At 70.5% G+C, this 13,222-nt stretch carries 9 protein-coding genes; 7 read left to right on the top strand and 2 right to left on the bottom strand.

Annotated elements, in window-relative coordinates; translation table 11 throughout:
* Positions 1-66 precede the first annotated feature (66 nt).
* The 4 genes from DES41_RS17200 to DES41_RS17185 all read left to right on the top strand — a co-directional run bounded on the left by DES41_RS17200 (position 67) and on the right by DES41_RS17185 (position 4,436).
* Positions 67-1,776, top strand: a complete 1,710-nt coding sequence (locus DES41_RS17200; RefSeq protein ID WP_114468863.1) for an acyl-CoA dehydrogenase family protein — start codon at positions 67-69, stop codon at positions 1,774-1,776.
* Positions 1,777-1,846: 70 nt separating this feature from the next.
* A complete protein-coding gene (locus tag DES41_RS17195; protein WP_114468862.1) occupies positions 1,847-2,815 on the top strand; it encodes a Bug family tripartite tricarboxylate transporter substrate binding protein in 969 nt (322 codons plus the stop codon).
* Between the two features lie 51 nt (positions 2,816-2,866).
* Positions 2,867-3,292: a PaaI family thioesterase gene (locus DES41_RS17190; protein ID WP_114468861.1), complete on the top strand. Its 426-nt coding sequence runs from the start codon at positions 2,867-2,869 to the stop codon at positions 3,290-3,292.
* Positions 3,293-3,302: 10 nt separating this feature from the next.
* The gene (locus tag DES41_RS17185) at positions 3,303-4,436 is read left to right on the top strand and encodes a CaiB/BaiF CoA transferase family protein (RefSeq protein ID WP_114468860.1); all 1,134 of its coding nucleotides are present in this window, start codon (positions 3,303-3,305) and stop codon (positions 4,434-4,436) included.
* 24 nt (positions 4,437-4,460) lie between these two features.
* On the opposite strand, the gene DES41_RS17180 is transcribed toward DES41_RS17185, so the two are convergent.
* Both DES41_RS17180 and DES41_RS17175 read right to left on the bottom strand, forming a co-directional pair.
* Positions 4,461-7,427 (bottom strand): PAS domain-containing hybrid sensor histidine kinase/response regulator, encoded by a 2,967-nt coding sequence (locus DES41_RS17180; protein WP_170168201.1) that lies wholly within the window; start codon positions 7,425-7,427, stop codon positions 4,461-4,463.
* A 129-nt stretch (positions 7,428-7,556) separates the two neighbouring features.
* Positions 7,557-8,468, bottom strand: coding sequence for a LysR family transcriptional regulator (locus DES41_RS17175; RefSeq protein ID WP_114468858.1), 912 nt, complete (start codon positions 8,466-8,468; stop codon positions 7,557-7,559).
* 107 nt (positions 8,469-8,575) lie between these two features.
* Here DES41_RS17175 and DES41_RS17170 point away from each other — a divergent pair, with 107 nt between their 5' ends.
* From DES41_RS17170 to DES41_RS17160, 3 genes are read left to right on the top strand one after another with little or no spacing between them, the layout of a single operon-like run.
* The gene (locus tag DES41_RS17170; protein WP_114468857.1) at positions 8,576-11,518 is read left to right on the top strand and encodes a molybdopterin oxidoreductase family protein; all 2,943 of its coding nucleotides are present in this window, start codon (positions 8,576-8,578) and stop codon (positions 11,516-11,518) included.
* On the top strand, positions 11,515-12,267 hold the full coding sequence (locus DES41_RS17165; RefSeq protein WP_114468856.1) for a 4Fe-4S dicluster domain-containing protein: 753 nt from the start codon (positions 11,515-11,517) through the stop codon (positions 12,265-12,267). The genes DES41_RS17170 and DES41_RS17165 overlap by 4 nt, the downstream gene beginning before the upstream one ends.
* The gene (locus tag DES41_RS17160; protein WP_114468855.1) at positions 12,264-13,190 is read left to right on the top strand and encodes a dimethyl sulfoxide reductase anchor subunit family protein; all 927 of its coding nucleotides are present in this window, start codon (positions 12,264-12,266) and stop codon (positions 13,188-13,190) included. The genes DES41_RS17165 and DES41_RS17160 overlap by 4 nt, the downstream gene beginning before the upstream one ends.
* Positions 13,191-13,222: the final 32 nt, after the last annotated feature.

Here is a 13,222-nt window from a genome sequence, read left to right as displayed (position 1 = left end):
AGTCAGCAACGATATTGGACATGCATGGTTCAAGCCTGCACCATGGCGTTTCAACGGAGACAGACCATGCCCCAAGACGCAGCTGCCGACCACGCCGCCCATCCCATCCCCGACCGCCACGGCCAGAACCTGTTCGCGACCGACACCGAGTTGCAGCAGCTGCTGGCGCTCTACCTGCCCGACGAACTGCGCCGCCACATGCTGCCGCACTTCGAGCGGCTGGGCGCCCTGGCCGGCGGCCCGCTCGACGATCTGGCCGGCACGGCCGACCACAATCCGCCGGTGCTGGAGCACCGCACGCGCACGGGGCTGGACGTGCAGACCATCGTCAAGCACCCGGCCTATGTGGAGATGGAGCGGCTCGCGCTCTCCGAGTTCGCCATGGGCTCCATCTCGCACCGCGAGGAGAGCTTCGGCTGGCAAGGCAAGATGCCGCCGGCCGTCAAGTACGTGCTGTTCTACCTGTTCGTGCAGGCCGAGTTCGGCCTGTGCTGCCCGGTCTCGATGACGGACTCGCTCACGCGCACGCTCAAGAAGTTCGGCGACCCGGCGCTGGTGGCGCGCTGCCTGCCACGCCTGACCTCGTTGGATTTCGACGAACTGGCCCAGGGCGCCATGTTCATGACCGAGCAGGCCGCCGGCTCCGACATCGCCGCCACGCTGACGCGGGCCACCGCGCAGGGCGACGGCAGCTGGCGCCTGACCGGCGACAAGTGGTTCTGCTCCAACCCGGATGCCGACTTCGCCATGGTGCTGGCCCGGCCCGACGGCGCGCCGGCCGGCATCAAGGGCGTCTCGCTGTTCCTGCTGCCGCGCCGCCTGGACGACGGCAGCCTGAACCACTACCGCATCGTGCGCTTGAAGCACAAGCTGGGCACACGCTCCATGGCCTCGGGCGAGATCACGCTGGACGGCGCGGTGGCCTGGCTGGTGGGCGAGCGCGGCCGCGGCTTCGTGCAGATGGCCGACATGGTCAACAACTCGCGCCTGTCCAACGGTGTGCGCTCGGCGGGCATGATGCGCCGCGCCTGTGCCGAGGCCGAGTTCATCGCCAGCCAGCGCATGGCCTTCGGCAAGCGCCTGGCCGACATGCCGCTCATGCAGCGCCAGCTCGACAAGCTGCGCCTGCCGGCCGAGCAGGCGCGCAGCATGGTGTTCCAGACCGCGCAAGCGCTGGCACGGTCGGATGCGGGGGAGGAGGGTGCCTACGCGCTGCTGCGCATCCTCACGCCCATGATCAAGTTCCGCGCCTGCCGCGATGCGCGCAAGGTCACGGGCGACGCGATGGAGGTGCGCGGCGGCTGCGGCTACATCGAGGAATGGTCCGACGCGCGCCTCGTGCGCGACGCGCACCTGGGCTCGATCTGGGAAGGCACCAGCAACATCGTGGCGCTGGACGTGGTGCGTGCCATCCAGCGCGAGAACGCGCTGCCCGTGCTGCAGGCGCATCTGCACGCGCTGCTGGACGGGGCCGCCCCGGCCCCGGCCTTCGCGCGTGCGCTGCGCGAGGCCCTCGCGCGCGCCGCAGCGCTCGGGCACACCGCGGCGGCCCAGGGCGGTGAGGTGCTCGCGCGCCAGGCCGCATCCGGCCTGTACCACTGCACCAGCGCCATCGCCATGGCCTGGGAGGCGCAGCGCACGGGTTCGGCCGCGCGGCTGCGCTGGGCGCAGCTGGTGCTGCTGCACCGCGTGCTGCCGCGCGACCCGCTTGCGATGGCCGACATCCCAGCGGACTGGCAGGCCGGCGCAACGCATCCCGCCGCCATCGCCGCCTGAGCTTTTCGATCCCCGCGCCCGCCCGCCGCATCCGGCGGCCGGCCGCCGCACTGCCCCCAAGGAGACAACCATGCGCATCCTCGCCACCCTGCTGTCCGCCGCGCTGCTGGCCATCGCGCCCATGGCCCAGGCCGAAACCTTCCCCGACAAGCCCGTCATGCTGGTCGTGCCCTTCCCGCCCGGCGGGCCGACCGATGCCATGGCGCGCACACTGGCCGCCGAGATGAAGGACAAGCTGGGCCAGCCCGTGATCGTGGAGAACCGCGCCGGCGCGGGCGGCAACATCGGCGCCGAGTACGTGGCGCGCGCCGCGGCCGACGGGCAGACGCTGCTGTTCGGCACCTCGGGCCCGCTCGCGATCAACGTCAGCCTGTACCGCAAGAGCGGCTACGACCCGGTCAAGAGCTTCGCGCCGGTGATCCAGGTCGGCCACCTGCCCAACATCCTGGTGGTCAACCCCAACGTGCCGGCGCAGAACGTGAAGGAGCTGATCGCCTACGCCAAGGCCAACCCGGCCAAGCTCAGCTATGCCTCGTCGGGCAACGGCGCGTCCTCGCACCTGGCCGGTGTGCTGTTCAACGAGAAGGCCGGCACCGACATCCAGCACATTCCTTACAAGGGCACCGGCCCCGCGCTGAACGACCTGCTGGGCGGCCAGGTCAGCATGAGCTTCACCGACGTGCTGACCGCACTGCCCTATGTGAAGGCCGGCAAGCTGCGCGCGCTGGGCATCGCCACGGCACAGCGCTCGCAGGCGCTGCCCGACCTGCCAACGATTGCCGAGCAAGGCGTGCCCGGCTACGACGTGAGCGTGTTCTTCGGCATCGTGGCGCCCGCCGGCACGCCGGCCGAGCGCGTTGCCAAGCTCAACAAGGCGTTCGTGGAGGTGCTGGCCAGCCCCAAGGTCAAGGAGCTGTTCGCCACCCAGGGGCTGGAGAGCGCGCCCGACCATGCGCCCGCGCAGCTGGCCAAGTTCATCGCCGCGCAGAAGACCGCCTGGGCGGCGGTGGTCAAGCAGTCCGGTGCGCAACTCGACTGATGGCAACCGTCCAGTAACCTCGGGCGTTTTCGACCCAACCCGACGTTTGCCATGCCTTCTTTCGACAACGAAGCCCCCGACACCCTGTTCAGCCTGCGCATGCCCATGGTCCAGGCCTTCGGCCTGCGCGGCCTGCACATCGAAGGCGACGAGGCCCGCGTGCTGATGCCGGCCAACCCGCAACACGCCAACAGCCGCGGCGACGTGCACGGCGGCGCCTACGCGGTGCTGATGGACAGCGTGCTCTCGTGCGCCGCGCGTGCGCACGACCCCGCGCGCTACGGCGTCATCACGGTGGACATGGCGCTGCACTATGTCGCCGGCACCCGCGGCGACGTGACCGCCACGGCCCGCTGCGAGCGGCGCGGCAAATCGCTGTGCTTCGTGCGCGGCGAGGCGCACGACGCCGACGGCAACCTGCTCACGCTGGCGACCGGCACCTTCAAGCTGGTGGAGCGCACACCGTCCAAGGACTAGGAGACTTCCCATGACCACTGCCCCCGGCGCCCTGGCGGGCATCCGCGTGCTCGACCTCTCGCGCATCCTCGGCGGCCCCTACTGCGGCCAGATCCTCGGCGACCACGGCGCCGACGTGCTCAAGGTCGAGCCACCTGGCGGCGACGACACCCGCACCTGGGGGCCGCCGTTCAAGGACGGGGTGGCCTCGTACTACCACGGGCTGAACCGCAACAAGCGCGTGCAGCACCTGGACCTGAGCGACCCGGCCGAGCGCGACAAGCTGCTGGCGCTGGTGGGGCAGGCCGACGTGCTGGTCGAGAACTTCAAGACCGGCACCATGGAGCGCTGGGGCATCGGCTACGCGCAGCTGTCCGAGCGCTTTCCGCGCCTGATCTGGTGCCGCGTCTCGGGCTTCGGTGCCGACGGCCCGCTCGGCGCGCTGCCGGGCTACGACGCCGCCGTGCAGGCCATGACCGGTCTCATGAGCGTGAACGGCGAGGCCGGTGGCGAGCCGCTGCGCGTGGGCCTGCCCGTGGTCGACATGGTCACCGGCCTGAACGCGGTGATCGGCGTGCTGCTGGCGCTGCAGGAGCGGCACAAGAGCGGCCAGGGCCAGCTCGTCGAGGCCGCGCTGTACGACGCCGGCATCTCGCTGCTGCACCCGCATGCAGCCAACTGGTTCATGGACGGCCGCGTGCCGGGTCGCACCGGCAACGCCCATCCCAACATCTACCCCTACGACACCGTGCGCACGGCCACCGACCCGGTGTTCCTGGCGGTGGGCAACGACCGCCAGTTCGCCGCCCTGTGCCGCGTCATCGGCGTGCCCGAACTTGCCGCGCACGCGGACTACCGCGAGGCCGGCGGCCGCTCGGTGCACCGCGATGCGCTCAAGCCGCTGCTGGAGGCCGCGCTGGCGAAGTTCGACGGTCGCCAGCTGGTCGACGACCTGATGGCCGCCGGCGTGCCGGCCGCGCCCGTGCTGGCTGTGGACGCCGCGCTGACGCACCCGCACACCGCGCACCGGGGCATGGTGGTTGAACTGGAAGGCGGCTACCGCGGCGTGGGCGCACCGGTGAAGCTGAGCCGCACGCCGGCCAGCTACCGGCATGCGCCGTTGACGCCGGGCGACGCGTTCCTGGCTGCGCCTGACGCTGGCTGATGCGCGTGGGGCCGGCGGCGCAGTTCAGCTCTGCGCCACGCCCAGCAGCGCCAGTGCTTCGTCGAAGCGGTAGTCGGCGATGTGGCGGCCCAGCGCCGCGGTCTCCGTCCCGAGCTCGGCTTCGAGCGTGCTGCGGTGCTGTGCGAAGTAGTCGAGCACACCAGGGTCGCTGTCGCGCAACAGGGCGATGAGCCTGGCGCTGCCAGCGTCGACCGGGCTGCGCAGTGCCGCAGCCGTGACCTTGGTCTCGACCTCGGCCTCCGCAGGCAAGGCCTCGGAGAGCCCCCGCACGAGCGGCTGCAACAGGCGCTCGGCGGCGTCCAGCTGCGGCGCCAGGTCCGTTGCCGGCCTGCCGGCGGCGATGCCGTGCTCCAGTTCGCCGACGAGCCGGGCCAGCGGGCCGGCGCCGATGCCGGCGGCCAGGCCGCGCAGCGTGTGCGCGACGCGCCTGGCTTCGGCACCGTCCTGCCGCTGCAGGGCTTGTTGCATGCGCGCCACCGCGTCGGCCTGGCTGCCCGCGAAGCTGCGCAGCATGCGCAGGTACAGGGCCTCGCGTCCGCCCAGCTGCCGCAGGCCGCGCTGCGCATCCAGGCCGTCGATTGGTAACGCGAAGGCCGTGATCGGTGGCGCGGGTGCAACCGGCAGCGCGGGCTGCGCCACGGCGGCCGCCGAGGCCACTGCCGCCATCGGGGCCACCGCTGCCGGTTGTGGCCCAGCCAGCCAGCGCAGCAGGCACTGCCACAGCGCCTGCAGATCGATCGGCTTGGACAGGAAGTCGTCCATGCCGGCGGCCAGGCAGCGTTCCCGGTCGACCGCCATCGCGTTGGCGGTCATGGCGACGATGGGAAGCTGCGCGGCCGTCAGCCTGCGGCGGATCTGCCGGGTCGCCTCGATGCCGTCCATGCCGGGCATCTGCATGTCCATCAGCACCAGCGCGTAGGGCCGCGTGGTGGCCAGGTCCAGCGCCTCCTGGCCATTGCACGCCACGTCCACCGTGATGCCGACCTCGGCCAGCAGTTCGCTGGCGATCTCCTGGTTCAGCAGGTTGTCCTCTGCCAGCAGCACATGGAAGCCGCGCAAGGTGGCGAGCCGGGCCGGATCGACCGCCGGCGGCGCGCCCGCCGCCGCCCCTGCGGTGCCGAGCTGCAGCCGCACGGTGAACCAGAACGTCGAGCCCTGGCCCGGCGTGCTGTCGACGCCGACCTGGCCGCCCATCAGCTCCACCAGGTTCTTGCAGATGGCCAGGCCCAGCCCGGTGCCGCCGAAGCGGCGTGTAGTCGACTGGTCGGCCTGCGAGAAGCTCTGGAACAGCCGCCCGATCTGCTCGGGCGTCAGCCCGATGCCGGTGTCGCGCACCGCGAAGCGCAGCAGCACGCCGCCTGCGTCCAGCGCGTCCACGCCCACCTGGACCGCCACCGCGCCGCGTTCGGTGAACTTGATGGCGTTGGTGGCGTAGTTGATCAGCACCTGGCCCACCCGCAGCGGATCGCCGCGCAGGTGCGGCGGCACGTCCGCTGCGGTGGTGACGGTGAACGCGAGGTGCTTGGCATCGGCCTTCCCGGCCACCACGGTGCGCAGGTTCAGCAGCACCTGGTCGAGGGCGAAGTCGGTGCACTCGATGTCCACCCGGCCCGCCTCGATCTTGGAGAAGTCGAGGATGTCGTTCAGGATGCCCAGCAGGTGCTCCGCCGCGCCCTGGATCTTGCACAACTGGTCGCGCTGGCGCGCGTCGGCGGCGGACTTCAGCGCCAGGTAGCCCATGCCCATGATGGCGTTGATCGGCGTGCGGATCTCGTGGCTCATGGTGGCCAGGAAGCGGCCCTTGCTGGCCGCGGCGTCCTCGGCACGCTCCTTGGCCTCGGTCAGCGCCACGGCCTGCTCGCGCAGGGCCTGGGTGCGCGCGTCGACCTGGCGTTCCAGACCGGCCGACAGCGCGCGCAGTGCCTGTTCCATGGCCTTGCGCTCGGTGATGTCCGAGGAGATGCCGGCCACGCCCGCGATGGCGCCATCGGGCAGGCGGATCGGGAAGCGCCGCGACAGGAAGGTGTGCTCCTGCCCGTCGACGCTGCGGTGCTCCTCGCTCTCCACCAATGCGCGGGCCGCCAGCACCTCCTGGTCGTATTGCAGCAGGCGGCTGCCGAAGCCGTCGGGCCAGACCGCTTCCGGCGTTCGGCCCTGGATGTCGGCCGCGGCGACGCCATGGGTGCGGGCGTAGGCCTTGTTGACAAACGTGAAGCGACCGGCCAGGTCGCGCGCATAGACATTGGCCGGCAACTGGTCGATCAGCATCTGGTTCAGCGCCAGCAGGCTCCGCGCCTCGGACTGCAGCGCCCGGCTGAAGGCCACCAGCATGAAGGGCAGGACCACGCTGCCCACGGGCGGCACGTCCCATAGCCGCAGGCGCGAGACGAGGGCCACCACGGTGCTGAACACGAGCAGCGCCAGACCCAGACCGACCCAGCCGGCGCCGGGCCGCCGCTGCATGGTGCGCAGCGCGCAGGCGCCGTAGCCGATCAGCACCACGAGGGCCAGCATGAACACCTGGGCACCTGGGTGCGTGGGGCCAACCGCCAGCGTCACTCCACCACCCCAGGGCAGTGCAATGCGCTCCAGCACGGGTGGCTCGGCGAAAAACGCCGTGTACGGTGCGAACCAGTTCAGGCACCACATCCCCACAAACACCACCGTCAGCGGCCACAGCACCCAATGCGGGCGCACGTCGGTGTAAAGCGCGATGAACCACAGCACGCACAGGTACAGCATGGCCACCGTGGCCAGGTTCAGCCGCGCCAGCGCGATGAAGGCTGGCAGCTCGGTGCTGCCGACCATGCCGATGTACAGCAGGTTGCCCGATGCGATGCACACGCACAGTGCCGCCAGCAGCCATTGCGCCTGGCGCAGGCGCGGCAGGTTGTTGTCCGCCACGTGGTTCAGCGCGCCGTAGGCACAGAAACCCGTGACCAGGTAGATCGCTGGCTCCAGTACGTTCATGGGCATCCTCAAACGGTCGCGTGGCCGCAGAGCAGTATCCCGCGGCTGCCTCGGATGCACCCCAATCCAGGTGTGCACAGTCGACGACTGGTCGCCGTTTGTGCGCCAGACGGTCGTGCCGCCAGGTGTTCAGACCGTTGGTGCAGCGCCCGTCGTGCAATGGCCCACGAACTCTGCCGCCGTCCGCCCCAGCGCTCGGTGCCGGTGCGTCACCACCGCCAGCCGGCGCACCGCCTTCGGCAGCCGCGTGCGCAGCGCCACCAGCCGGCCCTCCTCCAGGGACTGCGCCACCGCCTGGAGCGACAGGCAACCCAGCCCCGCGCCGGCCGCCACCAGCCGCTTGATGGCCTCGGTGCTGCCCAGCTCGAAGCCCACGTCCAGCCGGTCCAGGTGTGCCATGAGCCAGCTGTCCGTGGCCTGGCGCGTGCCGGACTCGGGTTCGCGCAGGATCCAGGTGGCGTCGGCCAGTTGCCGGTGGGTGGCCACGCGCGCGGCCAGCGGGTGGTCGGGCGCGGCCACGATCACGAGTTCGTCCTGGCGCCAGGGCCGCACCATGAGGTCGGGGTGCGTCTGCGGTCCCTCGATGAAGCCCACGTCCACCGTGAAGGCGGCCACCGCCTCGATCACCTCGCTGGTGTTGGCGATGCGCAGGCGCACGCGGCTGCGCGGGTGGGCGCGTGTCCACTCCGCCACCAGGCCGGGCAACAGGTATTCGCCGATGGTGAAGCTGGCCGCCACGTGCAGCGGAGTGGCGTGCTCGCCCGCGAACAGAGTTTGCAGCTCGGTGGCGTGTTCCAGCACGGTGCTGGCGCGCGGCAGCAGCGCGCGGCCGTTCTCGTTGAGCAGCAGGCGCCGGCCCACGCGGTCGAACAGCGGCACGCCCAGGGCGGCTTCCAGCTCGGCCAGCGCGGCGCTGGCGGCCGACTGCGAACGCGACACGCGCCCCGCCGCGCCGCGGGTCGAACCGGCGTGCGCCGTGGCGACGAATACCTCCAGCTGGCGCAGGTTCAGCCGCAGGCGCTGATCAGGTTTTTCGATCATCGTGAGAAAAATTATCGGCTTTTTGATGCGACTACGGGGCTATACGATGGGCCGCCGGTTATTTGCTTATGCCGATCGGCGCATAACGAAACTCCCACGAGGCGCCTGTGTTCCAGTTCCTCTCTCTCGAGCCTTTGCACGACCCGCTGGCCGCGCCCGCACCCACCGACGCCACCACGGTCAAGACCACCACCTGCTACATGTGCGCCTGCCGCTGCGGCATCCGCGTGCACCTGCGCGAGGGCGAGCGCGGCCCCGAGGTGCGCTACATCGACGGCAACCCCGCGCACCCGCTGAACCAGGGCGTGATCTGCGCCAAGGGTTCGGCCGGCATCATGAAGCAGTACTCGCCGGCCCGGCTCACGCAGCCGCTCAGGCGCAAGCCGGGCAGCGAACGCGGCGCCGGCGAGTTCGAGCCGATCTCGTGGGACGAAGCCCTGGGCCTGCTGACCGAGCGGCTCGCCAAGATCCGCGCCACCGACCCCAAGAAGTTCGCCCTCTTCACGGGGCGCGACCAGATGCAGGCGCTCACCGGCCTGTTCGCACGCCAGTTCGGCACGCCCAACTACGCGGCGCATGGCGGCTTCTGCTCGGTCAACATGGCGGCCGGCATGATCTACACCATCGGCGGCAGCTTCTGGGAGTTCGGCGGGCCGGACCTGGAACGGTCCAAGCTGTTCGTGATGATCGGCACGGCCGAGGACCACCACAGCAACCCGATGAAGATGGCGCTCGGCAAGTTCAAGCGCGCGGGCGGCCGCTTCATCGCCATCAACCCCATCCGCACGGGCTACGCGGCGATTGCCGACGAGTGGATCCCGATCAAGCCCGGCACAGACGGCGCGCTGTTCATGGCGCTGCTGCATGTGCTGATCGCCGACGACCTGATCGACCACGACTTCCTCAAGCGCTTCACCAACGCGCCGCAGCTCGTGGTGCTGGACGACGGCGCGCGCGACGGCCTGTTCGCCTTCGACCCCGACCCTGCGCGCGGCCCGCCGGGCGACGGCCGCCACCCGCACAACAAGCTGATCTGGTGCAAGAACGGCGGCCGTGCGCTCAACGCCTACCCCGAAGGCATCGCCGACGGCTGCGACCCGGCCCTCGAAGGCCACTACACCCTGCCAGACGGCACACGGGTTGCGCCGTCGTTCCAGCTGCTCCGGGAGCGCGTGGCCGACTGCACGCCCGACTGGGCCGAGGCCATCTGCGGCGTGCCGGCCGCGCGCATCCGCCAACTGGCGCGCGAGATGGGCGAGACCGCCATGCACCAGGCCTTCGAGCTGCCCATCCCCTGGGAAGACGCCTGGGGCAAGCAGCACCCCACCACCATCGGCCGGCCCGTGGCCTTCCACGCCATGCGCGGGCTGGCGGCGCATTCCAACGGCTTCCAGACCGTGCGCGCGCTGTCGGTGCTGATGAGCGTGCTGGGCACCATCGACCGGCCGGGCGGGTTCCGCCACAAGGCGCCGTACCCGCGCCACATCGTGCCCAACTACCGGGCCTTCAACGACCCGGCCATGATCCAGCCCAACACGCCGCTCAACGCGGCGCCGCTGGGCTTTCCGGCCAATCCGGACGAACTGGCGATCTACCCCGATGGCTCGCCGATCCGCATCGACCACGCCTTCTCGTGGGAGCACCCGCTGTCGGCCCACGGGCTCATGCACAACGTGATCACCAATGCGGTGAAGGGCGACCCCTACCGCATCGACACGCTGATGATCTTCATGGCCAACATGGCCTGGAACAGCAGCATGAACACGCAGGCCGTGCGCGAGATGCTCAACCGCAAGGACGAGCATGGCGAGCACTGCATCCCCTTCCTCGTGGTCTGCGATGCGTTCCAGAGCGAGACGGTGGCCTTCGCCGACCTGGTGCTGCCCGACACCACCTACCTGGAGCGGCACGACGTGATGGGCATGCTCGACCGGCCGATCTCCGAGTTCGACGGCCCGGTCGACTCGGTGCGCGTGCCGGTGCTGCCGCCCACGGGCCAGTGCCGGCCGTTCCAGGAGGTGCTGATCGAACTGGCCTCGCGCCTCAAGTTCCCGGCCTTCACTATGGCCGAAGGTGCGCCCAAGTTCAAGGACTACCCCGATTTCGTCGTCAACTTCCAGCCGGCTCCGGGCATCGGATTCCTGATGGGCTGGCGCGGCAAGGACGGCACCGACCACCTGCGCGGCGAGCCCAACCCCAGGCAGTGGGAGATGTATGCGCAGAACAACTGCGTGTTCCAGTACCACATGCCCGAGGGCATGCAGTACATGCGCAACTGGAACCGCGCCTACCTGGACTTCGCCAAGGACAAGGGCTGGCGGCAGAAGAACGACCCGGTGCAGCTGGCGCTGTACAGCGACACGCTGCAGTGCTTCCGCCTCGCGGCCCAGGGCAAGTGCGGAGGCCGCCAGCCGCCCGAGCACCTGCGCGAGCGGATCGCCACTTACTTCGATCCGCTGCCCTTCTGGTATGCGCCGCTGGAGGAGGCCGCCACCGACCTCGCGGCCTACCCGCTCAACGCGGTGACGCAGCGGCCCATGGCGATGTACCACTCCTGGGACTCGCAGAACGCCTGGCTGCGCCAGATCCACAGCCACAACTACCTGCACGTGAACCCGAAGACGGCGCTGGCCGCGGGCATCGTGGATGGCGGCTGGTGCTGGGTCGAGAGCCAGTGGGGCAAGGTCCGCGGCATGGCCCGCTACACCGAGGCCGTGGAGCCCGGCACGGTGTGGACCTGGAACGCCATCGGCAAGGCCGACAGCGCCTGGCAGCTCGCACCGGGATCGGACGAGGCGCGCAAGGGCTTTTTGCTCAACCACCTGATCAGCGAGGAGCTGCCATGTGCGGGCACGCCTGCCGGCACCATCAGCAACTCCGATCCCATCACGGGCCAGGCCGGCTGGTACGACGTGCGCGTGCGCATCCGCCCTGCCGAGCCCGAGGAGCCGCACGAGAGCTACCCGCAGTTCGCCGCCGTGCCGCCCGCACCCGGCGTGCGCGGCAAAGCCCAGCGTGTGTTGGCGTATTTCGCAGGGGGCAAGAAATGATCCAGTGGCTCAAGGACCTGCTCAGCCCGCAGGCGCTGGTGTCGCCCGCACCGGCTCCCGCGCCAGCCAACCCGCCCAGCGCGCGCTGGAAGCAAGGCGACACGCTAGCCAAGCAGCTGGCGCTCGTCATCGACCTCAACGTCTGCGTGGGCTGCCACGCCTGCGTGACCTCGTGCAAGGAATGGAACACCTCGGGCTCGGCCGGCCCGCTGGCCGACGAGCGCGCCTACGGGGCCGACCCCACCGGCACCTTCTTCAACCGCGTGCAGACCTACGAGGCGGGCGTGTTCCCGACCATGGACACGGTGCACTTTCCCAAGAGCTGCCTGCACTGCGAGGATCCGCCCTGCGTGCCGGTCTGCCCCACGGGCGCGAGCTACAAGCGCGCCGAGGACGGGATCGTGCTGGTCGACTACGACAAGTGCATCGGCTGCAAGTACTGCGCCTGGGCCTGCCCCTACGGCGCGCGCGAGCTCGACGAAGAGCGCCAGGTCATGACCAAGTGCACGCTCTGCGTGGACCGGGTGCACGACCAGAAGCTCGCGCCAGAGGACCGCAAGCCCGCCTGCGTGAAGGCCTGCCCGACCAACGCGCGGCTGTTCGGCGATGTGAAGGACCCGAACAGCGAGGTCTCCATCGCCATCCGCGAGCGCGGTGGCTATGCGCTGATGCCCGAGTGGGAGACGCAGCCGGCCAACCAGTACCTGCCGCGGCGGTCCATGCAGTCGGCACCGGGGGAGAACCCATGAACCCCGCCATGTCCGTCGTGGTGTTCACGGCCATCGCCGGCGCCGCGCAGGGCCTGGTGGTGGCGCTGGCCATGGCCACGCTGATGGGGGTGGCCATGCAAGGCGGCTTCGTCGCCAACACGCTGCTGCTGGCCGCCGCGATGGCCACCGTCGGTCTCCTGTCGTCCTTCGGCCACCTGGGCCGCAAGGAGCGGGCCTGGCGCGCCGTGCTGATGTGGCGCACCTCCTGGCTCTCGCGCGAGTGCCTGGTGCTGCCGGCCTTCATCGGCTGGACGCTGCTGTGGTGGGCGCTGCTGCCGGCCGACGGCGCGGCGCCGGTCTGGTTGCCGCTGGGCGCCTTGGTGCTGGCCGCGCTGCTGTGGCTGTGCACGGCCATGATCTACGCCTGCCTGCGCTTCATCCAGGAGTGGGCGCAGCCGCTCACGCTGGTCAACTTCATCCTGATCGGCCAGGGCGCGGGCCTGGTGCTGGCCAGTGCGCTAGCGGCGGGCGCGGACGAGGATGCCTTGCTGCGCCGCACCGGCCCGGCTGCACTGGGCGTGCTGCTGGCGGCGCTGGCGGCGCGCTGGGCCAGCCTGGCGCGCAACGCGGCGCTGCGGCCGAAATCCACCCTGCACAGCGCCACCGGCATCCGCACGCCCAGGCTCGTGCAGACATCCATGGGCATGTCGGCCGGCGCGTTCAACACGCGGGAGTTCTTTCACGGCAGGACGCAGGCCTTCCTCAAGAACCTGCGTTGGCTGTTCCTGCTGTGCGGCTTCGTGCTGCCGGCGCTGTGCGCGGCGGGCGCGCTGGCCGGCGGCCCGGGCTGGCTGTGGGGCCTCGCCGTGGCGCTGCAGGTGCCGGGCCTGCTCGCCGAGCGCTGGTTCTTCTTCGCCCAGGCACGGCATCCGCAGAACCTGTACTACCAGGTCGTCTCCTGAACGCACCGCCCCCTGCCGCGCGGCATGGGGGC

Source organism: Pseudorhodoferax soli (assembly GCF_003337555.1).
GTDB lineage: Bacteria > Pseudomonadota > Gammaproteobacteria > Burkholderiales > Burkholderiaceae_C > Pseudorhodoferax > Pseudorhodoferax soli.
The sequence above is the reverse complement of the archived record's forward strand: the minus strand, read 5'-3'. Positions and strand labels throughout refer to the sequence as shown.